Below are 24745 nucleotides of genomic sequence, written 5' to 3'. Positions count from 1 at the left end.
TTTGTACGAAATCTCGACGCCTGCATCACTAATAATGATAGAGAGCCCCGAGTTCTCTTCAAATTATTAACTTCTTTCAGCTCAACAATGGTGCAGCATGCGTTTAACACTCAGAACTCTGATCGCCTATCTGGATGATGTTTTAGAGCCGGCCCAGATCAAAGAAATCGGCAAAAAACTGGAGGAAAGCAGCTATGCCTCCTCGCTGGTGGAACGAATCAAAGATGTGTTACGCAGACGCCGCCTGACTGCTCCGGAAGTCGAAGGCCCCGGCTCTAACCTCGATCCGAACACAGTCTCTGAGTATCTCGACAACACACTCCCCCCGGAAAGTGTGGCCGATGTGGAAAAGATCTGCCTGAACTCTGATGTCAATCTGGTGGAAGTCGCCGCTTCCCATCAGATCCTGACCCTGGTTCTGGGGGAACCAGCCACCGTTAACCCCGATACCAGAGAGCGGATTTACGCCCTGGGGCCAGCCCTGCGCAGCGACCAGACAGAAGTGGTCCCTCAGACTCAGACAGCTGTTGCTGAACCTCCGGCCGCACCTCAGCCAGTTGCAGCAACGGCCCCCGTCAGAACCAGTACTCCGCCTCAACAACAGTCTATTCCCGCTCGAGAACCGGAACCCTTTTCCTCGCGGATTCCGGACTACCTGAAAACCAAACCGCTCTGGAAGCGTTTTACGCCTTACGTCCTGATTCTGCTCACCGCAGTCGTCTGGGCTGGCCTGTTCTTCAACGATCCAACCTTTTTCCCATCATTCTTCACACGGACTGATGCTACGCCGCAAGTGGCTGGCAATCAGGTTGACAACGAAGAAGTTGATTTATCCAAACCTCAGGAGCCGACACCAGAAAAATCGGCGCCCGCGCCAACAGAGCCGGGAACTGACGTCGCAGCGACGACTCCTGAAAAACAGCCAGCTAAAACGACACCGGTTCCCCCCAAACCGGAGCCTGCCGGTGACACAGTAGCAATGAATACCAAGCCCCCCGCATTTGATGCTCCTCCGCCCGCTGATGCAGAAACAGCTGCCCCAACCGCAGTTCCCGCTAAGCCCCCCGTGGAGAACCTGCTGCCGGCCACCCCCGGAACGACAACACCTGCTGAAAATCCGACAACACCACCGGCTGCACCTGCAAAACCAGCAGATAATACCGTGGCCATGAACAGTAAAACTCCTGAAAATGCTGCTCCTGCAGCACCAGCGAAAATTGAAATGGCGGATGCCGCTCAGAAAGCACCGGCTGCACAAATTGAATCAGAAGATGGATTCTTCCTGGCCCAGGTCGATCAGAAACGCGAACTGGCCGACAAAAATGACTGGTTAATCCTCTCAAAGGTAATGCCGATCCAGGCTGGATCTGCAGTCGCCTCACCCGCACCGTTCACCGCGCGGATTAATATTCCCGAAGCCCTGTGCAAAGTGGTTCTGCTGCCCGGAACAGAGGTAACTTATCAAGGTAAAAACAAAGCCGCCGAGATGGGGTTCAAGATCCAGGAAGGCCGTCTGAGAATCGAAGCCTCCCGTGGCCTGAATGATGCCCGGGACGCAGCTGGACCAACCCTGTCGATCAAAGTCAATGATGAGCTGTGGCGTATCGAACTGGTCACACGCGACAGCGTGTGTGGCATTGAAATCGATCCCGTACAACCTACGCATCCCGACCAGAAACCCGGCCCTGAGAACTACACAGGGATCCTGTATGCCTATTCGGGGATGATCCGCTTCTCAGATGGATCCGGCAAGGTGCACACCATCGATGCTGGCCACTGGATGTCACTCTCCGCCAAAGACCGCAAGGCCGGACGAATCAATCCTTCTGATGGTGATAAGCCCCTGCGGGTTCCGCATTGGGTCGAACCTAACTACAAAGACAGCTCCTATCTGGCTCGTCGTCAAATCGCGGCTTTCGCTAAAGAGCTGAAAGACGACCAGCTGGTATCGCTTACCATGCCCGCCATCACCAAGGACCTGAAACCCAACATCTCCGACCTGGCAACCAAATCTCTGGCGTTAACCAACCGTTACCAGGAACTGGTGAAGGTACTGAATGAAGTTGACCATCACGAGTCCCGAATGGAAGCCGTAAATGGGATTCGAAACTGGCTCTTGCGTGATCCGCAAAACGGAGAGTTGCTCAAAGCGGCGCTCCAGAAACAGTTTTCTCCCGAGATGGCAGAAACGATGGAACGCCTGCTCTGGGGCTTCCAGAAACAGGATGCCCAGGATCGCTTCATCTCAGGCAGACTGGTAGAATGGCTGGAACATCCACATGTTGCTGTCCGGGAACAGGCTTTCAATTATATTCACGAATTGACAGACCGTCCCATCGACTACTCTGACATTGCGACCCCCACACAACGACGGTCAACGGCCCGGCGCTGGTTCTCCCACATTGAAAAACATGGCTCGCTGGTAGAACCTCAGGCTGCCCCTGTGAATCCACCTGAGAAGTCATTTAATCCCATCAACTGAGATCAAAATATCAAACCAGATTCGAGTCCGCCCTGATTCGGATCTGGTTCTATCACAAGATTAATTCTGGACTTAGCTTCGCAATTAATTCCCGATATCACATCAAAAAACGTGAAAAAATCAACGAACTCCTCTTGCTCGATTTTTTAACGACTGTTATCTTTCGCCCACCTCTCTCCCAGTCATATCCCGATGCGTTTCAAATCGTCAACTGAAAACAATCCCCCCGAACTAAACCATTTTCCGACAGTATGACACTTAGAAATGAGTTCTGAGTCCATACTTACAAACGATGGAGCTGTGCACGATGCACTCAACTCGAAACAGATTTTCGGTTCTCTGCAATCTGGCAATCTTATTTTCACTGGGAACACTGACGTTATCCGGCTGTAATACCATGCATGGTGTAGCCAGTAACGAAATGGGAAATGGTTACTATCAACGTGGGGATTATGCTCAGGCTCATGCAGCCTTTACCCGGGCGATCGCAAATAATCCTACAAATCCCGACTACGTCCATAACCTGGCAGTCGTAATGGAAAAAGAAGGTGATCTGGCCGGTGCGGAACAGACCTACCGCAATGCCCTGCGAGTTGATCCGACTCACCAGCCTTCACATCACGGTCTGGCGGAACTGATGATCAGCCAGGGACGTCAACAGGAAGCCGCTCAGCATATTACCGCCTGGCGGGACACTCAGCCTTACATTGCAGAGTCTCACCTGGAAATGGCCTGGCTGCTGCAACAGAATGGTGACATGACAGGAGCAGAACAGTCTCTGAAAGCTGCTGCGAACATTGACCCCAACCATCCCAAAGTTTTAGCTCACATGGGACAGGTCTATCAGCAGAGTGGCCGTAACGAAGAAGCTCTCGCGATGTACGAGCAGTCCCTGCAGTCTGAATGGTATCAGCCACAGGTTCAGTCCCGGATCGCTTCATTGAAAAAACCATATGCCCCCGCCAGCCCACAGGACCGGATTGTTGCGAAGGGATGGGAACATGGCCCCCTGGGCAATGGCAGCATGTTCCGTTACCAGACACGCACCGCGCAGGCCAGCTACACACACCCTCTTCCCACCTACACCGGTGGTGCTTCCAGCGGGACAGTGGCGATGATGAACTCACCCCAGATCAGTCACGCGAATGCCTACTCCACCGGCAGTGTTGCCTCACAGCCAATGCTGGTGGCTCCCGGAGCAGTTGGCCAGCCTGTCCCCTACGGTGTCGCAACTGCACCTGAGCCAATCAACGTTGATCCAGCTCACTACCCGACAGAACCAGCCACCGCCGGCGCAGCTCCCGTTGTCCAACCCTATTGATTTTCATGATTTCGGTCAAAAAGTCGCGAGACTTTGTATCCGACTGCGTTGACCGGACATGACGTCATGATAGAATAAGACTCCCACGGGATGTGGCTCAGCCTGGTAGAGCGCTGCGTTCGGGACGCAGAGGTCGCAAGTTCAAATCTTGTCATCCCGACTTTCCAGTCACACACAAAAGACCACTTATCGAAACAGGTTCTGTTTCAGTAAGTGGTCTTTATTCGTTGTAGTTTGATACCCCTTACCAAACCGCTCCGGGCTGTTTAAAAAACGCCCCCCAATGACCGGCAATTTTTACTGCATGCCTTCAATTTGTATCCCGAGACTGCATGCGCTATGATTGAATCTGCGTCATTGAGTATTCCCAGATAACAAGAGACAATGCCCATGGCTAATCGGCCCATCAGAGAATTAGAAGTCATTCGCACAAGCAGAATCACCGAGCATATGTTGCGAATCACTTTGGGGGGCGCTGCGATGGCTGATTATCCCAGCAATCAGGAAAGTGCTTACGTGAAACTGATGTTTCCGCAAGCAGGTGACAAGCCCCCTCAAAAGCGATCCTACACCATCAGACAACAGAGGCCGATGGAAATCGACCTCGACTTTGTCATGCACGATCCCCTGGGGCCCGCATCCTCCTGGGCGAAACAGGCGCAACCGGGAGACCGGATTCAGGTCGGCGATCCCGGTCCAAAGAAGTTGATTAATCACGACGCGGACTGGTTTCTGCTGGTCGGTGACATGGCCGCATTACCAGCGATCAGTGTCAACCTGGAACAGTTGCCCGACGATGCCAGCGGACATGTCGTCATCGAGATTCCCAGCGAAACAGAGATCCAGCCCCTGAAAGCCCCCCCTGGTCTGAAATTCCACTGGGAAGTAAATCCCCAGCCGGATCCTGAAGGAGGTTTTCTGATTTCAAAGGTCAAAGCCTTGCCCTGGCAGGCAGGCCAACCAGCCGTCTGGTCCGCCTGCGAATTCAACAGTATGCGGCAACTCAGGCATTTCTTCAAGGAAGAACATCAGCTTCCCAACAGCCACTTATACCTGTCAAGCTATTGGAAACTCGGGCAGTCCGATGAAGGACACAAGCAGGCAAAAAAACTCGACAGTGAGCAGTCTACGGGTGAGTGATATACCGTAGAACTCGGGACATGTCATGAGTCTGTGCTGCTGATTCATTCTTTTCTGATTTAGTATTTCAGTCTTGCATGAGTGTCTGTTTCTTGAATTCGCTAAGAATGCATCCTCCGAATTCTCTCTTAAAACGCTCTGTTTTAATCTTAGAACTAAAAACAAACACTGTCCCTGCCTGTTGACCTCGCAACTTCCCTTCAGTTACGATTCGTCTACGCGGCGAATTGGTCTCTCCAGTGTAGTGTCAGGCAGCTCCGCATAGAAACTCTTTTTGAGGAACAGGACTTAATATGGCTGAAGGCACGATCAAAGTGGTAATGCAGAAGGGCTTTGGATTTATCGATACTGGAACTGGCAAGGACCTGTTCTTCCACTCGTCGAATCTTGAAGGAATACCATTCGACCAGCTCCAGACCGGACAGCGAGTGTCGTACACTGAAGGACGTGGTCCCAAAGGACCGTGTGCCGAGAACGTGAGACCAATCTGAGAAAACTGAGAACAACTTCGTTCTTAATCTCAGCAACACGAACAGGAGCAAACAGGGCCTTCACCTTGAAGGTCCTGCTGGATCCAAGGTTAGCCCGGATTACGAAAACTCGAAAATAGAACAGACAGATACACGCTTTTGCCTGTCAGGCGGCTAACTTCATACGTAACGAAAGCCGCTCTTCTATGAAACCTCCGTTCTTTGAGATTCTCGCCTATGAGCCCACGGATCTCGGCATGTTGTGCTTGCGTCGTCGCGAGTTGTTATGCGAACCGGGAACCATCGTCACAGAAGTTACACTAAATCACGAATTCCTGATGAGCAGTTACCTGACGGCCTCCGAGAAGGCGCTGTCGGAAATCGCGTTGCAAATGCACCCAGGAACTGGCCTGCAGGTGCTGGTAGGAGGCCTCGGTCTGGGATATACTGCTTCGACAGCGCTGAACTCCGAGCGAGTTTCGCAATTAGAGGTGGTCGAGTTTCTGCCACAGGTGATCGACTGGCTGGAACAAGGCCTGATCCCACTGTCGGATCAACTGACCACAGACAGTCGTCTATCAGTCATACAAAATGACATCTATCAGCAACTTGCCAGTCCACCCCAGCAAATGCATGACCTGATCCTCATCGATGTGGATCATTCGCCTGATGATAATCTGGACGACACCAGCGGTAGTTTCTACACCGCCGATGGACTGCAGTTGGCGAAGCGCCATCTGAAAGAAGAAGGACTTCTCGGCGTCTGGTCGTACGCAGAGAGCTCGCGGTTTGTCGATGCGCTGCATGAGGTGTTTCGTGAAGTTCATATCGAACCCGTGACCGTTTTCAATAATTTGATCAACGAACAACAGACTGACTGGCTGTTTTTTGCTCGTGACTGATTCTACTTCAGTCGATTCTCTATCAACTGTTTCAAAACACGACGAAGCGTGGTGCCTCACACTGTGCCAATGTCTCTGCAGGATTATTTGCTGTGTCATTAGTGGATATTAAAATTTCAAATCACAGTTCGGTTCTGCCAAATGAGATAGATACTTTTCTTCGCGAAGCTGATTTAAGAGTCAGCCAGTTTCTTGAGAATAGCCAGCGACGCACTTCAGGCTTTGTACCAAGTGATTTCAAAACGGTCTATCTCGCTCTGCAAGCCATCATTAATGAGAATCTTGCCTCCGGAAATTTGATGTGCGAATGGGGAAGTGGTTTCGGAGTGGTTGCGTCCTTAGCTTCGATGCTTGAGTTTACAGCCTGTGGAATTGAAGTTGATCAGGCCCTGGTTGAAGCATCCCGCAGACTGGCAGATGATTTTGATCTCCCGGTAGAGTTCGCTTTGGGTAGTTTTATCCCCTCGGGCGCCGAATTCCTTGCTGAGGAGGCGTATGTCGACAACAACGCCGCTTATTCCTGGCTCATCACAGATGCGGAAGATGGATACGATGAGCTTCAATGCAGTCTCGAAGACTTTGATGTCGTATTTGCCTACCCCTGGCCCGGCGAAGACTATCTGATCTCAAGTTTATTCGAGAAATATGCCGCCGAGGGGGCTCTATTACTGACGTATGACTACCCCGAAACAGTGCGTCTAAGACGTAAAGTGAATGAATTGCCTGAAACTCCTTAGGGCATCCTGATTTCGATACTGCATATAAACTCTGAATTTCTACCCTGGTAGATTGGTTTTCTCTGATAATAAGCTCCGTTATTGTCTTCATTCAGATGCTTCTGGTCACAACGCAGGCCTTGATAGATAATAAATCCATAATGGTGGCATTCCATGGATTCACTCAACATTGCCATTGTCTTCACCCATAATGGAGATACAATATTTGTACGTTCCAATATTGCATGTACAAAGTGAGCTGTTCAATACCTGAATATCAAGGACCTGACGGATGCCGAAAGTAAAGATTACAAGAAAGAAATTTCTCGAAGACAGTCAGGGCCGAACTTTCTCGGATATTTTTAATGAATCTGATGAACCTTTTGATGCCGTTCTGCAATTTTTCGAATGTCCTGATCGGCAGCGCAGGATGGAAGAATCTGAACTGCATCATGATCGGTCCCCCCTGGCTGGCGTCGTTCGTGAACTGGAAGCATTGCCTGAAGTTGATCAGTTTCTTTCCGGCGTGCACGTCCAGCGAAGTATGCGATTCCGACAGGCAATTGGAGTTCTGGTACGTATGATCATGGAAGCCCGCGGATGGGAAAAGACTGGCCGTAAGGGTTCACTGGGAGTCAGATCTCCCAGAAAGACCCGAACTCCCAGGCACAATACGGGAGGGCTGGCGTTCTGGTTCATCCGGGGTGAACGTTATCGCAAAACAGATGGAATGCCGTTTCTGTCGGTTAAAGAACGCTGCGAACAGTTCGAAAAATATGTTGATTCACAAAACTTGTCTATGGACGCATAGCGGTCATCTTTTTCTATAAGTGCAGTAGTTGACAGATAGGAGCTGTCGTTGCTCATCATAATCCAAAGCACTAGATCAACTTGATGGCAGGCTGACTGGAGCAATGTAAGCCTCTCTAATTTGTGATTTGCAGAGGCAGTATTCTTTCGCGACCTTAGTAAGTATTCCCGTCCGATTTCAGACGCCCTTCAAAGACTGAAACGACGATACTTGTCTGATTTTAAGGTTCGGCCTGGTAAAGTCTTCGTTCTACCCGACAAATCGAAGAGGTATTTTCCAAGTCAATAATTAGAAACATTCGAATCAATTCCTCTCACTTTGATCATGTAGACCAAATCGTGATGGTGCCAGAGTCTGTATCAGACTGCATTCCTGATTTTCTCAATTCACATTCGAAAGACGGCATGATGAAACTAGCCCAGACTTTATCTGCAAGCGTACTTGCACGAAACATCATTTCGCAGAAAGTCTGTCATGGTAGACATCTTGCACACGATACGGTTGAGGACCAAACTGGTCGAACGATTCTCATAATTAAAAATGAAGCTAATAGAGTAAAAACCGTCTGCACGACTTGCGGGACAAGACTCTCATGACTTACTCCTCGCTCACCATTACAGCAAAAGTGGCACATACGGTCCATGATTTTCAACGGCAGCGTACAGGATATACTCCTAAATCTGTGACAGTAGTCCTCAGTGACGGAATGATGGTGATCACATTGCTCGAGGCCCTCACCCCGGCTGAGACCATTCTTTGCCAGACCGAGAAAGGAACTGTGCGCTTACGCGATTTTCATGCAGAACTGGTCCGAGACTCGCTCGGACTTTTGGGAGCGGAAATCGAGAGAATCGCTGGTATTCCCCTGCAAGAAGTTGTAGTAGACATCGATTCTATTACGGGAGATATCATCCATATTTATGCAACAGGAACACCACTGCAGGTATTTAAGCTCGCAGGTGATCTATCCGTGGAAACACTGATCGAAAGTGAAAGCCATCTATAATGATCAATTTCTGGTTTTGGCTGATCGCAGCCGCTGGCACAGCTGCCCTATTTTTCGTAGGTGTGAGATTTTCCTCGTTATGGCTGCAAGCGTATGTCACGGGGACCCACATTAGCCTGTTGTCACTCATTATGATGCCTCTCAGAAAAGTTGATCCGAGAGTCATTGTCCAGGTCAAAATCATGGCCGTTCAGGCAGGACTTTCCAATATCTCGACCGATGCAATTGAGGCCCAGTATCTGGCTGGGGGAGACGTACGCCGCATTATTCTTGCCCTGATTGCAGCTCATCGCGCTCAGATCGAGCTTGACTGGGATACCGCGGCTGCCATCGATCTGGCCGGGCGCGATATTCTGGAAGCAGTCCAGGTCAGCGTAAATCCCAAAGTCATATTTTGTCCTGAACCAAAGGCAGGCATCCAAAGTACTCTGGATGGTGTCTCCAAAGACGGCATTCAACTGAATGTTCGCGCGCTGGTGACCGTTAGGACTAATCTTTCGAACCTCATAGGCGGTGCCGCAGAATCAACCGTGATCGCGCGTGTGGGTGAGGGAATCGTTTCCGCAATCGGTGCCTGTGACTTCTATCAGGAAGCGCTGGCCGATCCGACATTAATTTCCCGAAAGGTAATCGCCAAAGGCCTGGACTCACAGACTTCGTTCACGATCATCTCCATCGATATTGCCTCGATTCACGTTGGCAGGAATATCGGGGCACAGCTGCGGATCACACAGGCAAATGCGGACGTCAACATTGCTCGAGCAGAAGCAGAAGGACGGCGGGCACTTGCTGTAGCGCGGGAACAGGAAATGCTGGCCCGGACACAAGAGAATCAGGCCCTGGTTGTTCTGGCAGAGGCACAAATTCCACTTGCTCTGGCTGATACGTACCGTGAAGGACGACTGTACTCAAAGCCCTTGCAGAGACCGAGTAGTAAACAGACCATGGATCAGACAAAAAGTTCCAGCCAGAGAATCAGATCGATTTCGACTCTAATGCATTACTCCTGGTCTCAGTAACTGGAAACAGAGAGTAGAACATACGCTTTCTGCTGTCAGTCATTTCAACTACGAACTCATCAGTTCCAGACTTGTTCCCGAGGGAATGCCCCTCTCGGGAACAACGCTCCTTATACGCTCTCCCTTCACAGATTTCCAGCCCACATTTCCACTTCGCGTAGTAGCGACTAAGGCATTTTTATAAAAACATTCTATTGCAATCATTTTGCATTTGCATCATAGAGTATATTAATTGTAATATGCGTATGCAGTCACAGATTCAGGCAAGCCGCCTCCTAACGCCGGATTCGATACCTCTTTTTCAAAATCCGTTGGAGTATAGAACATGAAACGCAAATATCGTGGTTTCACACTGATCGAATTACTGGTGGTGATTGCCATCATCGCCATTCTCATTGCCCTGCTACTGCCCGCAGTCCAGATGGCACGTGAAGCTGCGAGACGAACTCAGTGCAAAAATAACCTGAAACAACTTGGTTTGGCGCTGCATAATTACTATTCCACACATTCACGTCTACCATTGCTGGCCGCCGACTCGCTGTATGGGTACTCCCCCTCAGCTCAATTACTGTCTTACATCGACCAGGGTAATTTACACAATCTGATCGATTTCAGAGAACCACTGCTTTCAGGCCTTCCCTGGGCAGCTTCTTTAAACCCTGCCCTGGTAGATGTTGCCAAACAGACTATCCCTATTTTCATGTGCCCCGGTGATGCAGGCAACGTGTTCTATACCGATTCAAACGGCACTGTCTGGGCTGGTTCTAATTACATGGTCAACGGAGGCTCTGGACTCAATACGGAATATTGCACATCTGAAAATGATGGCCTCTTCTGGCGTGGTTCTTCGACGCGACTGCGTGATATTACGGACGGTACTACGAACACCATCTTCATGGCGGAAACTCTATTTGGGGATCGAGGATCGGATACCTCCACCTTGCTGGACCCAAACCGTCAAATGAAACGGGTCTCAGGCGGAGGTTCCTGCTCTGCGACCTCTGACGATCTTACCTCCCGTGCCGCCACTGCCTACGAAGGTGGGCGAGCAAGCTCCTGGATTCGCGGCTTAGGATACAGCACCCTGGTACACGGTTATCTGCCCCCTAATTCTGAGTCTCCCGATGTGGTCCATCACGGCGAGATTGTGTCAGGAGCACGTAGCCTGCATGTCGGCGGTGCCAATGTTCTGCTCTGTGATGGAAGTGTGCGGTTCCTGGGGGAGAACATCCACCTGGAGACCCTACGAAACCTGTTCAGTCGCGCTGATGGTCAGGTCCTGGGTGAATTTTGACCGTTCGCATATCCTTACTCCCCAGACAGTCTGATTAGAAACGATGTTTTCACTCCCCGATGAATGCTGTGAACTCTCCCATGCTTGTTAACTCTCAACTTCTTGTTCGACGACACCTTGCACTGCTTTTGCTGACAGCCCCAGTTCTGTGGACCGCCTGTTCCGATGAGGAAACAGACCAGAACAGCCCCACAATTGTCGCCCCGCCTGCGGTTCTGGAAATTGATGGGGGGCAGTGGCAAAGAGAGACTTCAATTGGCAAATCAGACGGCGACCTACTGGCACACTATTTCAAAGCTAACCCGAGTATGGTTGGCAGCCCGGAACTGCAGGGCCCCCCGGAAGTCTATCACGGAACGCAGCGTAAAAGGCGTTTTTACTGGATTAAACACCAGACAAATCAGACCGTATGGACTTGTGTGGCATATCAGGACGGATCGTTTCACTTATGACAGGGACAGGGAAGTCCCTTTAACTAATCATCAATAATATTTCTCCCGGGCGTATCAGGTGAACTATGCATGAACCAGATAAACGGAATGGTCACAAGCAGTCAGAAACTGCTCATTCTTGGTTAGACACCGTCAACACGATGCTCCAATACGATTTCTGCCCCCAGCTTAATCAATGGGTCTACTGGGTCAGAAACCCGTTCTGGTGCCTGGCGATCAGCATTTTGACCGCCTTCATTTGCGGGCTGCTGGTCAATTCGGCCATTCTGTATATCGCGGCTGCCCTGGCAATGATCATTCTGATCGGCGTATTGTGGCCCTGGATCAGCGTACAGGGACTTTCAGCAGAACTTTCCTTTAACAAAGTTCGTACCCGGTGCGGGGAACCTGTCGGTGCCAGACTGGTAGTCAAAAACAGCTGGCCCTGGCCCGCCTGGGGTGTTTATCTGCGGCATCCCTTCTCAGAACATGATGACCACCTGTGTGAAGTCGCCATCGATTGTATCCCGGGCTGGAAAACCAGTGAGTATATCTGGGATTTCAGTCCCCGGAAACGAGGTATTTATTCAACCAGCACTGCTTTCCTGGAGACGGCCTTCCCGTTCGGGTTATATAAGAAGAAGATTCCTCTAACCGTCGATTCCGTATTGATCGTCTGGCCGGAGATCTCCCAGCTGGCCTTTATGCCTGAGCTGAGAGAAGTCACTTCCAGCGAAGACCGCTTTGCTTCGCATCGGGCGGGTGATTACGGCGACGTCATCGGCACCCGGGCTTTTCGGCTGGGCGACTCCCTGAGGCGGGTGCACTGGTCACAATCCGCCAGGCAGGGCCAGATGATTGTCACCGAACGCCAGGCAGCGGCGGTTTGTGCTCTGCGGGTGATTCCTGATCTCCAGCGAGCGCATTACCGGCACGGTAACAACGACTCCCTGGAAGCGGTGATTCGCATCACAGCCAGTATCTGTCACTCACTGTTAAATCAGCATGCTTCAGTGGAATGCCTCGTGGGCGACCAGTTGTTTCGCTGTGATGGAAATCAGAGAGACCTGCATAAACTGCTCGATGAACTGGCTTCCATTCCCAACGGGGGACTCGAGAATTCCTTACGAAAGCACGCTGCTTCTCCCCTGCCTGAATTCATTGTTACGAACAGCAGTGGTTTCGCCCAAAGGGTCAATCAGGGAGCGAACCGACTTCGTTCCCGGATGATCGTCGTTCAGGATGCCCCTGCCCGTCAATCGGGTAATGAACCGAGCTGCGAATGCGAACCCTGGTTACACCTAAACGGCCCTGAAGAGAGTCGCCTAAAAGCATTTACCGACAGTTGGAAGAAAGCGTGCTATGCAGGCTGAACGAACCAAATCTGTGGAGAGCCGGATCCTGCATTACGTCAGTATCGCGATGGTCCTGACGGGGGCATTAGCGCTCTGTATTTCAGACTCTCATGGCAGATATTCTCGAACCTGGATCGCTGTCAACACACTCATCGAGGTGGCAGTGGCTTTTCTGGGGACAAAGTACTTCCTTGCGCTCAAAAAACGGGGAGGTACAGAATCGACGGTGAACCTGATCCTGCTGGCCGTCATGTTGCTCAGTCTGGCCTGGGAGCCTGTTCAGCGTATCTGTTTGGGCACTGGCAGGCCTTTTGAACTGATCCTGATGTTTGCGGTCAAGAATACCATTCTGGTAATGGCTGCAGCCGGTTGCTGGGGAAAACACCAGCGTTTTGCCGCCTGGGGATCGATCTTTCTGATGATCTGTGCCGCCACAACTTTTTCCGGACCGGATATGATTGCACTCGCGGGTCTGGAACTTGTACTGGGCTTTTTCTGGCTGTTTTATTCCCACTGGAACAGCCTGAGAATTGCCCTGTTACCGGCAGTCAAAAAACAGAATCTAGGTAAATATCTGCTGCTGTCCGCAATCGCAGTGCTGCTCTTGCTGATCGTCTCGTTTTCCGGTGAGAACCCGGTAGTCCATGCGTTCAAGGGAATCATCCCCAGTTCCGGTGGAGACAGCCGAGGCGATCTTCATGCCCGTGATGGACTCGGTGATGGGGAGTTGCTGGTAGCCGGCAAGTACGATATACGCAACTTTGCTCCCATCGAAAACGCCCCTTTCATGTCATCGGATGACCCGAGCCTCTACGACATCATGTCTGATACGTACGACGAACCAGGGGAAATATCGAAGAACATCGACCGGGCGATTGGACTTAAACTGCAGGATCAGAATATTGAAGAAAAAGAACTGCCCGATGCCGAAAATATCAACCGCCATTTTTCAACGGCGAGAGACCAGAAACCAGCTGTCGAAAAAACGTCAGATGGTATTTCATCCGACGCGTTACTGCACGTGTCGGGCAGGACTCCCCTGCACCTGCGCATGGAGACGTACGATATTTTCGACGGTGTGAACTGGTTCAGCGAACCATTAAAAACAGACTTTAAGAAGAGCATTACGCTCAAAGATCGCTTTGAAAAGCCCTGGATGGTTGTGAATGGGAAAGCCCATACGCTGTCTCAGGAGTGCAGGAACGAACTACATGTCATTACCAATAACCATCTGAAATCGAATCAGCTTCCAGCTCCGCTGCACCTGCGCGAGATTCATATTGACCTGGTCGATCGCCTGGACCTGTTTGGCTGGTATCAGGACAGCATTGTTAAACTCGAACGCAAAGAGCTGCCCCGCCTGGTTCCGATGCATTTGATCAGTCATTTTCCGGATCAAAAACAGATTAAGTATCGCGATGCCCGCTTGGCTGCCTTGTCACATCAGCAGAAGCATTACATCGCGCTACCTGAAGTACCGCTGATCCCCAAAATTCGCGGGCTGGCAAATCAGCTGGTTGCTGACACGAAAAATGACTGGGACCGAATTAAGAAAATTGAGCAGTATCACCGCGCGCACTTTAAGCACGATCGCTCAGTCGCTTACGATGGAAAACAACAGTTACCTTTGGATAAATTCCTGTTCGAAACCAAGGTGGGGCCAGATTACCTGATTGCCTCATCCGCCGCCCTGATGCTACGCTCACTGGGATACTCGACCAGGCTGGTCAGTGGCTTCTATGCCAGTCCGGCTGACTATGATTTGAAATCGGACCACACTCCGGTTTGTGCAGACGATGTTCATTTCTGGGTAGAGGTGAAAGTCGGCCCGGGTCCTGGCGACTGGTGTACCATTGAGCCCACAGCCGGTTATTCGGTACTGGGACCTCCCCTGTCTTTATACGAGAGAACGGTCGAAGCGATTCTGGTCGCTACATACTGGATTGGTAATCACTTCGTTTTCTGTTTCATCACACTCGCGAGCCTCATCGGCGTCTGCCTCTTCCGGTATCAGATCTATGACTGCCTGATCACAGGCTGGCTCAGACTCTATCGCCCCCGCGATACCCGCCGGTTGATTTTCAGAACCCTCTGGCTGCTCGAATTACGCATCAGAGGCCAGGGACAGAAGCGGCCACTGACGATGTCTCTCAACCAGTGGTTAAGGCAACAATCACAACATTTATCGGTTAACACAGACTGCCTGTCGGAACTGGCTCACTATGTGAACTGGGCCGCCTTTGCTCCCAGTTCCGCTGATCAGATTCAGTCTCCTGGCAGAGAACAGATCAGCGACTGTTGCTATCAAATCATTAACGAAGCCCGCTGGGTTAAACGGACGCCCTGACAGACGCATTTATTTAATTTTATAAGCAGGTACGCATGGCATCTCTATTAGAAAAAAACATCCAGATGGATTTACAACAGGAATATTCCAGAGTCGATCAACTGAGAGACAAACTGAACCAGGTGCTCAAGGGGAAAGCGGATGTCATCGACAAGGTGATCATCTGCCTGCTTTCCCGCGGCCATCTGCTGCTGGAAGATCACCCTGGCCTGGGCAAGACGATGCTGGCCAAGGCGATCGCCACCCTGATTGGAGGCCGGTTTGCCAGAGTACAATGTACGCCAGACTTACTTCCCAGCGATATTACCGGCTTCAATATTTTCAATCAGAAGACACACGAGTTTGAATTTCGCCAGGGGCCCGTCTTTTCCGACATCATGCTGGCAGATGAGATCAATCGAGCGACTCCCCGTACCCAGAGTGCGTTACTGGAAGCGATGGCAGAGCGGCAGGTGACCGTGGATGCGGTTCGCTACCAGTTATCTCAGGATTATTTCGTGATCGCAACACAGAACCCGATCGACCAGCATGGTACCTACCCCCTGCCGGAAGCACAGCTTGACCGGTTTTCCATGAAGCTGAGCATCGGATACCCGGAAGAAAACGATGAAATCCGCATGCTGGCTGCAGCCATCGATCAGAATAACGATATCGTTACTGAGCTGGAACCAGTCTTTGGCGAACAGGAACTACTGGAAATGCAACGCAAGATTGTGGCGATTCCCGTAGCAGAGTCAGTACAACGCTATCTGGTTCAGATCGGAAATGTGACCCGTAAACACGCACAGGTTAGTCTGGGATTGAGTCCACGAGGTTTACTGACCTGGCAGCGGGTTGCCCAGGCACACGCTTTCCTCCAGCAGAGAATTTATGTCATCCCTGACGATCTGCTGGAAACGGCCCTGCCCGTGCTCAGTGTTCGCCTGGGCGTGGATCAGTCTGAAAACCTGGCACTGATTGATGAGATACTCAAATCGGTGAAGTTACCCGAATATACATTGCCGTCCGTTAATTGAATTCATTGCTCAAAGGTTTCTTCTCTTTCGTAATCACAGGCAGACCAATGCAACATCAGCCTCTTTTTAAAAGTCGATTTCCGGTCATTACCGTACTGTGTCTGAGTAGTCTCCTGGGGACATTTCAGGCCGGATGTACTCAGACTGGGGAATCAGCTGTGGAAGAAGATCATCTGGAACATCATATTCCGGACCATAAGCCTAAAACTTATACCGAGACTGTGAGAGAACTGGACAGCCGGATGAGAACTCTGCTGAATCAGAGTCCAGCCTCGGTGAACCAGGAGGAAAAACAGCAACTGGAGGAAATCATTGACTGGATTCCCGAACTGGCAGCCGACAGCGAACTGAAACACAAAGACTGGAATGAAGTCCAACAGATTTCCACTGAGATTAAATCGGTCTTTCAACAGACGGATTTCTCCCAGGTCGACGCCACTCTGGTCGGCCGCTACTTTCTCCTGGTCGACAAATTAAAACAGTATACGGGACGCTCAGAAACTAAGAAGATTCAAAGTTAACTGACGCAGGGCTCATTTTTTCTGACTTCTCTTTCTGATTCGGAACTTCGTCATGATTCAATACTATCTCTGGGGCTTCGCTCTCCGCTTCGTACAGTGCCTGCTGGAAGCCGCTCCCTTCATTCTGGCAGGCTTGTTTATTGCCGCTATTTTTCAGCGATTCTTTGGTTCCGTAGAAACCAGAAGGCTGTTTGGTGAAGGCACCCGATCCTCTCTGTTCCGAGCATGGGTCATCGGGATGCTGCTTCCGGTCTGTTCGCTGGGCGTCATTCCCGTTGCCCGGGAGTTAAAGAAGGCAGGACTGGCGGGAGGCACGATTATTGCTTTCGCCATGTCCGCCCCGCTGTTTAACCCGCTTTCGCTGCTCTATGGACTGACCCTTTCCGAGCCGGTCACGATCCTGACCTTCGCACTTTTCTCGCTGGTCATCGTCACCTTGGTGGGAACCATCTGGGACCGGCTATTCCCTGAGAAAACAGAACAACCCGCTGATGACCAGGCAATCCCCTACGGGATCAAACGCGTCTTATCTGTCGGTTACAGTGCAGCCAAAGAAGCATCAGGGACCAGCCTGGTGTATATCCTGATCGGTCTGGCAGGAGTCGCCCTGCTGGGAGCATTTCTCCCGCAAGCCAGTCTGCAGAGGTCCGTCAATTACGATAATTCATACGCCCCCCTGCTGATGACCGGTGTAGCGATTCCCGTCTATGCGACTCCCATGCTGGCGATGTCTCAGTTGGGATCAATGTTTCAGCATGCCAACTCGGTCGGTGCCGCCTTCATCCTGCTGGTACTCGGTGCGGGTGTAAATCTGGGCCTGGTGGCCTGGATCGTTCGTAATTACAACTGGGAAAAAACGATTGTCTGGTTTGCCCTCCTGCTGCTGGTAATCGTCGGACTGGCCTATGGAGTGGAGAAACCGCTCTTTCCGACCAATATTGAACCAGCAGATCACACGCATGCGTTCGATATTTATTGTCAGCCTTTCAGCTTGGGAACGACCAGCTTCTATCAAACAGCGAAACAGAAGCTGGGGCATGTGATTGATCCCTATGAGATCTATTCAACAGGCATTCTGGGGGGCGTGATCCTGATCGGCTTTCTTCTGAGGTTAGTAGACCGCCGTGGGCGAATCGAAGACTGGCTGAGAAAAGTGAAACCAGTGAAGTCCGGAAAATATGACATTGTGCTTCCCAGCCCAGTTCTGGGGATATTGATTCTGGTCGGCCTGATCGTTGCCAGTGGTGTCGGCTGTTTTTCTTATTACCCCTCACCGGATGTGGTGTGCGAAGAGATGACGATTGCCAAGACGGAAGCGCTTTCCGGCGCCCTCTCCGGAAACGTCTCGCACTCGAAATACTGGATTGACATCTATGATGACTGGACCCGCAAACTGGAAGTCGGCGTCTATTTACGAAACCTGAATCGCAGTGAATACCATCACTGGAAGGCTCAATTGCTGCGGGAAAAGCTGGAACTGCTGGCCCACGAGATTGAGGATGAAGAACATGATGAGATACGTCGTCTGGTCGCTGACATACAACATACACATCGCCGCATGGTGGACGCTTATCTCAGGGACATGAACTGAGTTCGCAGCCTCCAGTCCCGCATCACCCCCCTCAGCTTACGCACGCCAGGCTTCGTCACGTAATCACTGATTGATCGCTGTTTGAAATCATTCCTCTCTGTCAGGTCTCTGACGGTGCGGGAATCAATGATACGAATCATATTTTACAGAATGGAGTTTACCTATGATTCAGAGTTCCGAAAACGTTCCTCGCAAACTGCCCGTGACCGTTCTCTCCGGTTTCCTGGGAGCGGGAAAAACCACACTGCTCAATCACGTACTGGCCAATCGGGCCGGGCTGAAAGTGGCTGTGATCGTCAACGACATGAGTGAGATCAATATCGATGCCGCATTGGTGAAAGAGGGTAATCAGGCGTTGAGCCGTACGGAGGAAAAGCTGGTGGAAATGTCCAATGGCTGTATCTGCTGCACCCTCAGAGAAGATCTGATGGTGGAAGTCAGTCGCCTGGCGCGGGAACAGCGGTTCGATTATCTGCTGATTGAATCAACGGGCATTTCAGAACCGATGCCTGTCGCCGAGACCTTCACGTTTGCAGATGAAGAGGGTAGAAGTCTCTCGGATTACGCACAGTTGGACACTCTTGTAACAGTCATTGATGCCGCTAATTTTCAGCGTGACTATCAGTCCCACGAAGATTTGGTTGACCGGGAGCTGGGACTGAGCGAAGACGATCGACGGAACATTGTGGACCTGCTCATCGATCAGGTCGAATTTGCGAATATCATTCTGATCAATAAAGCAGACCTCGTCAGCAAGCAGGAACTCGAACAACTGTATGCAGTAATTCAGCACCTGAATCCCAAGGCTCAAATCCTCGAATCCTCATTCGGAAAAGTCGATTTAAAACAAGTGCTGGGAACAGGCCTGTTTGACATGGATTCGGCATCTGCGCATACAGGCTGGCTCGAAACACCACGTGGTGAGATTCATTCAGAAGTCGACGAGTATGGAGTGCAGAGTTTCACTTACCTGGCCCGTCGCCCCTTTCATCCGGAACGTCTCTGGCGGGCACTGGACAGAGACGATTCCTGGCTGGAGCATGTTCTCCGTAGTAAAGGCTTCGCCTGGCTCGCTTCACAGCACAATATTGCCAATCTCTGGTCACACGCCGGTATCTCCATGCGATTTGATCCCGCTGGTTACTGGTGGGCCGCCACAAAGTCTGAGGAGTGGAACATTGATCAGAAACAGAAGCGGGAGATTATTTCCCGATATGATGGACAGTACGGGGACCGTCGTCAGGAACTGGTCTTTATTGGTCGCGACATGGATGAGACCTTGATTCGTAGAATCCTGGACCGTTGCCTGCTTCAGGACTCTGAATGGCTCGATGGTCCCGAAGTCTGGTCGACCTATCCCGATCCATTTCAAGTGACTGAGCAGAATCCAATATCGTCTCATGTATAAAAATGAGGCTGGTGTATTTACCTAAGTCTGTACATTACAACTCGAAAAAACAATATTCCGGATCCAGCCCCGAATTGGGGAGCCAGATCCTGGATCCGGAAATATTGAATCCCATCTTAACCAGCGCTCATTATCGATTAACGTCTACGTCTTTTGGGTGACTGGTCCAGAATCTGGTCCAGCTCGCTGGAAGCAAATACTTGATCAAGCACAATCATACCTGGATCCATTGAATCCCCCCTTACGTTTCGAACGGGCTCCTGTCTGGGATGGTGATTGTCTCGCTTCGCCATCAGATGATCCTGATCTCCTCTTCTCTCATGATGTCGATCACGATGCTGGTGATCAAGAATGCTGACATCTACTTCTAGCCCACCGGCAACCGCGATCGTATCATTCGCGTCCATCCCCTGAAGCACAATCCGCTCCAGTCCTATATACTCAACCTGAAGGCCAGAGATTTCTACAGAACTTGCATTCACCGCAATCGAATCACTCTGGCTTGTTCCATTCAAGACTAAGGTATCGGAATGGCTTCTGCCTGATTCTACAACCATTCCCCCCGGCAATATGGCACTGCTCAGATTGGCAATGGTGATCTGCTGTGGTTCGTGATGACTGCCGGTCAACATTAATCGCTCAATGCCTTCCAGTGACTGACTGCTGATCACGGTCCTGGTTCTGTTGTCGATCACTTCCAGATTTCCGTTTCGCTCGCGAATGGTAACATCATTACTCCCGAAATCTGCAAGGTCGATCTGAAGCACCGACGGTGCAAAGAATACGTTTTCCTGCAGACCGGACACTTCCGAATTCCGCTCGATCACATCGGCGAGTGTCGTATCATGTATTTCTTTTAATACATCACCAGAAAAGATATTCTGATACCAGAAGCGATCGCCGTCCCGCAGTCTCTGGAACTGATCGACAATGATAGAAGTGAACGTCTCCCCCATACTTGAGCCCGGTAGATGATCTTCAGCCAGTCCCCCTACCCAGAGATCGATATTATCAACCGTGCCGTACAGGGCCTCCAGTTTTGCTGCCACTTCTGGATCGGAACTGATATCTGAGAAACTCTGTACTGCTTCCAGGCCCAAAGCAACCCTGGTCGCGTTATAGTCAGCCAGCCCATGGTCTCGTCCACGCTGAATATTTAACGATGCCAGATCAAAACCACCGGATCCGGGAGGGCCAAACAAAAAGTTTCGCACATCATCCACCAGTTGATTGTCAATTTCCTGTGCCAGGTTGACTGAGGCGCCTCGTAACAGGGAATCAATCCCATTGGCTTCCAGTTCTCCCGGGTTAAAGAAGGCATTGACCAGCGAGATATTCCCTTCGGCAGCAACGTCTCCATTTGCATCCAACCGGAGTAGTTCAGACGACAGCATTGTGTGGCCGTAACGATAGGCGGCATTGGAAAACTCGTTCGCGATACTGGGATCAACACCGGAATCGTATCCCATGTATTTACTGATGGCATCTTCTCCGAACAAAGCAGGTAAATACTCATTAAACGTGATCGCCTGCAATTCACCGATTACAATCTGTCGCGCCTGCTGATAAAGTTCTTCATCGGTCAGGTCGGGATTATCCAGCGACAGTTCAGTTGCGACTCGATTGTGTTCACGTACCCAGAGAGTATGCATTGACGTCAGGGCCACGTTTTCATTAGCCCGAATATCACCCGCCAGAAAGAATCCATCATCTCCGTAAGGCAATAGATCTCCATCGCTGGTTTTCAGCTGCCCCCCACTAAAAGTTCTCAACTGGTCGGCCCGTTCTGCATCAGAACCGTAGATCATCGACCCGTCAATGAAAGCCGTAATCTGATTGATCTGCTGACGTACGCCGTTTTCGTCCTCTTCAAAGGCACTCCTATTCAGACTGATCACATTATCTCCAGAGCCGTCAGGATCAAAGTAGGGGTCACCTGTCGGAACCTCGATTGGAAATGATTCCAATGGGTCACCATATTCATCATGAGCGGCTTCAGTCAGAGTGATATCGTGATCAATAAACTGTCCCCAAACCCAGAACAGATCAGTCAGATAGCGGGAATTTGTCTGTGATGAGTCTGCCGCTGCGATCACATTACTGATTTCCCGAGCGCTCGGCCGGTCTTCTCCCGCGGGAGTTGACAGACCATCACTGTAGGCGGCTTCAGCCAGTCGGATCAGTAGCGTCCCGGTACTGCCCAGTTCCGGGTTGTCGATATTATTTCCCGTTCCGTCGATCGACGCATATTCGGGAGTTGTATCTGACATCGAATTTTGATGATTGACTGGCTCTGTAATGAGTGAATTCGCCGCGGACAACAGTTGACGGGTTTCAAGGTTCTCGACGACTGCGGCATGAGAAGATTTACGAGAAGCCTTGCGTTGATGATTGGTTTTGCGAAAGAGCATGATGGGATCTCCTGAGGCGCGAGGCCACTGGCGCACAGTTCGAACGAACGGCGCTTCACCAGTCACCAGGCGCGTGGTTGTTTTTGTATTGACGAAGGCCCGCCCTACAAAAAAGTTGATCAACCGGACGGCTCAAGACCTCGAGTCGTCCTTTCAGAGTCTCTAAGAAATAAACGTAAACCCGTCGCGGAAATCCACCGCTTTTGACAATATTTTTTTGATGCCTGGAGTTCGATCCATAGACAAATCTGAAGTAATTGATTGAGGCTGTTTTACTCGACGGTGACACTCATCAGAGAAATTCAGTCTGTTCACAGAAAATTCACACATGGTCACTGCGAAGTTCTTCAACTGGTCGTTTATAATCTGATTGCAAACAGGCACACTTCTCATTACAGATGATGCCTGTTGTGAATACTTCTGATTCTCCCGCCCACCTGGTAACTCGCACACTCATTAGGATTCTCCCTCCATGGACCTGCCCCGTCATAAAGCATTCATTCTATGGACCATCTGCATCACGGCCATTTTCACCAGCGAACTCCTCTCCGCTGAACCGGCTCTTGTCATTGATGCTAAGTCGCATCAGGTTGAAGGGAAAAAGGCTTATGAGATAGCTTTCTCTGCTAACGCCAATCAAACCGAATTTACTTTGCTGTTCGACCTGAAGCTACAGAAACAAAGCTCCGGTAGATACTGGAACGTCTTCATCAACGACCAGGACCTGGGGCGTCTTGAAGCAAACACCCGCCAGGTTGGGGCTGATAAAAAGTCAGACGGTTTTCAGCGGGTCGGCTATACGGTTCCAGCAGAGGTTCTGAAAACGGGTGAAAACACACTGGCGATTACCGGCAAAGGCCAACCTGCAGCTGTACGTAATTTCGTTTTGGATCCTCGTCCTTTGAAGCAGGCGTTGCAGCTGGGGGCCGTGACCGTAAAGGTCCAGACGCCTGAAGGTCAGCCTGTTCCCGCACGGCTGACAATTGTGAATGCATCTGGTGAACTGCCTTACCTCTATAATGCGAGTCAGCCGACAACTGCCGTCCGTCCTGGGATTCTTTATACGCTAGGCACTGGGGATACATTTGAGTTACCCCCGGGAAAGTATACTCTGTACGCCACGCGAGGGATGGAATGGGGATACGATGAACAGTCGATCGTCGTAAATTACGATCAGCCCCAGTCACATACTATGGTCATTTCACGTGAAGTAGACACCACGGGATTTATTGCCTGTGACAGCCATATCCATACCTTACCCGGCAGCGGTCACGGTAATGCCACATTCGAAGAACGCATGATCACAATCGCCGGCGAAGGAATCGAAGTCGCTGTAGCCACCGATCACAATCATATTTCGGACTACCATCCGTTTCAGAAATCGACGGGAACACAGTCACACTTCCATGCGATTTCGGGTGATGAAGTCACAACCCGCAATGGACATTTTACAGCATTTCCCTTTGATCCGGCCAAGGCCGTCCCCGGCGGCGTGAAGGGACGTAATCCCCTGTTTCTGGAGAATGATAACTGGGGTGAACTGATCGCTGACATGCGGCTCAAAGGAGCCGAGGTCATTATCCTGAACCATCCCTACTGGCCCAGTATTCCGGATGGTCCTTTCGGTCGGTTTCGTTTCAATCGACGCACGGGGAATCGGGGAGAGGGACCTGAATTCAACTTCAACGGTTATGAAGTAGTTCAGCCTGCGAATAAAATCCCCGATTTTTTCTACGCTTTGGAAGACTGGATGTCACTGCTGAACCGTGGTTCCAGACTGACCGCTGTCGGCGCCACTGATTCCCACACCGTGAATGATCCGGTTGGACAGGCTCGGACATACCTGAAAAGCACAGCTGACAAGGTCTCTGAGATCGTTCCCCGGGAAGTGTATGCTGCTTTCACACAGGGGCGGGCTGTGGCATCAGCAGGAATCTTTGCAGACCTGAAACTGCAAGGACAGTATCAGATGGGAGACATGGTGCCTGTGAAAGCCATCCACGCTGATAAAAAAACAGGTTCAAAGCTGACCGCAACGTTACGAGTCGCTTCCCCATCATGGGTTCAACCACGCGAAGCAATGATCTATGTGAACGGAAAGCAAGTTGCTCACCAGACCATCAAGACGAAATCAAAACAGCCAACTGATCAGACGCTGACCTTTTCACTGGAACTCCCTCCTCACGACGCTTATGTCGTTGCGTTTGTACTGGGAGATGGTATTACCCTGCCCGGCTGGACAACTTATGGCAAGGCTTCTCAGGCTATTACCAATCCCATTTTCCTGGATGTGAACGGCGATGGAAAATACAGCGCACCACGTGAGACGGCACAAAGACTGATTGCGAAAACTCAAAAAGAGGACGGTTCCTTCTCTCCGGCTCAACGAAAAGCGTTGCTTGATTCATCTGCGGTAAAGGCTGATGCCGCCGTCCTGCTGCATGTCCAGGATCTGCTCGCTCAAGATACAACCAACGATAAAGATGAATAAATCGCAGGCCTGT

18 protein-coding genes and 1 tRNA gene are annotated in these 24745 nt (G+C 50.8%); 18 read left to right on the top strand and 1 reads right to left on the bottom strand.

Annotated elements, in window-relative coordinates:
* Nucleotides 1–97: 97 nt before the first annotated feature.
* From F1728_RS30245 to zigA, 17 genes are all read left to right on the top strand, one after another.
* A complete protein-coding gene (locus F1728_RS30245; protein WP_155367124.1) occupies nt 98–2482 on the top strand; it encodes a hypothetical protein in 2385 nt (794 codons plus the stop codon).
* A gap of 307 nt (nt 2483–2789) precedes the next feature.
* On the top strand, nt 2790–3803 hold the full coding sequence (locus F1728_RS30240) for a tetratricopeptide repeat protein (protein ID WP_194242600.1): 1014 nt from the start codon (nt 2790–2792) through the stop codon (nt 3801–3803).
* A gap of 86 nt (nt 3804–3889) precedes the next feature.
* Nucleotides 3890–3963, top strand: a tRNA-Pro gene (locus F1728_RS30235).
* A 230-nt stretch (nt 3964–4193) separates the two neighbouring features.
* Nucleotides 4194–4943 carry a siderophore-interacting protein gene (locus F1728_RS30230; protein ID WP_155367122.1) on the top strand — a complete coding sequence of 250 codons (750 nt, stop codon included), beginning with the start codon at nt 4194–4196 and terminating at the stop codon, nt 4941–4943.
* Between the two features lie 293 nt (nt 4944–5236).
* Nucleotides 5237–5434: a cold-shock protein gene (locus F1728_RS30225; RefSeq protein WP_145185730.1), complete on the top strand. Its 198-nt coding sequence runs from the start codon at nt 5237–5239 to the stop codon at nt 5432–5434.
* Between the two features lie 185 nt (nt 5435–5619).
* Nucleotides 5620–6315, top strand: a complete 696-nt coding sequence (locus F1728_RS30220; protein ID WP_155367121.1) for a spermidine synthase — start codon at nt 5620–5622, stop codon at nt 6313–6315.
* Nucleotides 6316–6407: 92 nt separating this feature from the next.
* Complete coding sequence (locus F1728_RS30215; protein WP_155367120.1) at nt 6408–7052, top strand: hypothetical protein; 645 nt, start codon at nt 6408–6410, stop codon at nt 7050–7052.
* A gap of 409 nt (nt 7053–7461) precedes the next feature.
* Nucleotides 7462–7842: a hypothetical protein gene (locus tag F1728_RS30210; RefSeq protein WP_155367119.1), complete on the top strand. Its 381-nt coding sequence runs from the start codon at nt 7462–7464 to the stop codon at nt 7840–7842.
* 592 nt (nt 7843–8434) lie between these two features.
* Nucleotides 8435–8848, top strand: coding sequence for a Na-translocating system protein MpsC family protein (locus F1728_RS30205; RefSeq protein WP_155367118.1), 414 nt, complete (start codon nt 8435–8437; stop codon nt 8846–8848).
* The gene (gene floA / locus F1728_RS30200; RefSeq protein WP_155367117.1) at nt 8848–9867 is read left to right on the top strand and encodes a flotillin-like protein FloA; all 1020 of its coding nucleotides are present in this window, start codon (nt 8848–8850) and stop codon (nt 9865–9867) included. The genes F1728_RS30205 and floA overlap by 1 nt, the downstream gene beginning before the upstream one ends.
* A gap of 325 nt (nt 9868–10192) precedes the next feature.
* On the top strand, nt 10193–11161 hold the full coding sequence (locus F1728_RS30195; RefSeq protein ID WP_155367116.1) for a DUF1559 domain-containing protein: 969 nt from the start codon (nt 10193–10195) through the stop codon (nt 11159–11161).
* Nucleotides 11162–11678: 517 nt separating this feature from the next.
* Nucleotides 11679–12965 (top strand): DUF58 domain-containing protein, encoded by a 1287-nt coding sequence (locus tag F1728_RS30190; RefSeq protein ID WP_155367115.1) that lies wholly within the window; start codon nt 11679–11681, stop codon nt 12963–12965.
* Nucleotides 12955–15294, top strand: a complete 2340-nt coding sequence (locus tag F1728_RS30185; protein ID WP_155367114.1) for a transglutaminase-like domain-containing protein — start codon at nt 12955–12957, stop codon at nt 15292–15294. Before F1728_RS30190 ends, F1728_RS30185 begins: the two co-directional genes overlap by 11 nt.
* A gap of 35 nt (nt 15295–15329) precedes the next feature.
* Nucleotides 15330–16310, top strand: coding sequence for an AAA family ATPase (locus tag F1728_RS30180; RefSeq protein WP_228030417.1), 981 nt, complete (start codon nt 15330–15332; stop codon nt 16308–16310).
* A gap of 158 nt (nt 16311–16468) precedes the next feature.
* Entirely contained in the window at nt 16469–16831 is a 363-nt protein-coding gene (locus tag F1728_RS30175) for a hypothetical protein (RefSeq protein WP_155367113.1), read from the top strand.
* Nucleotides 16832–16883: 52 nt separating this feature from the next.
* Nucleotides 16884–18422, top strand: coding sequence for a permease (locus tag F1728_RS30170; protein ID WP_155367112.1), 1539 nt, complete (start codon nt 16884–16886; stop codon nt 18420–18422).
* A 163-nt stretch (nt 18423–18585) separates the two neighbouring features.
* A complete protein-coding gene (gene zigA / locus F1728_RS30165; protein ID WP_155367111.1) occupies nt 18586–19830 on the top strand; it encodes a zinc metallochaperone GTPase ZigA in 1245 nt (414 codons plus the stop codon).
* A 137-nt stretch (nt 19831–19967) separates the two neighbouring features.
* On the opposite strand, the gene F1728_RS30160 is transcribed toward zigA, so the two are convergent.
* Nucleotides 19968–22241: a peroxidase family protein gene (locus F1728_RS30160; RefSeq protein WP_155367110.1), complete on the bottom strand. Its 2274-nt coding sequence runs from the start codon at nt 22239–22241 to the stop codon at nt 19968–19970.
* 472 nt (nt 22242–22713) lie between these two features.
* On the opposite strand from F1728_RS30160, the gene F1728_RS30155 reads away from it, so the two are divergent.
* Nucleotides 22714–24732 (top strand): CehA/McbA family metallohydrolase, encoded by a 2019-nt coding sequence (locus tag F1728_RS30155; protein WP_155367109.1) that lies wholly within the window; start codon nt 22714–22716, stop codon nt 24730–24732.
* Nucleotides 24733–24745 lie beyond the last annotated feature (13 nt).

Source organism: Gimesia benthica (assembly GCF_009720525.1).
Taxonomy (GTDB): domain Bacteria; phylum Planctomycetota; class Planctomycetia; order Planctomycetales; family Planctomycetaceae; genus Gimesia; species Gimesia benthica.
The sequence above is the reverse complement of the archived record's forward strand: the minus strand, read 5'-3'. Positions and strand labels throughout refer to the sequence as shown.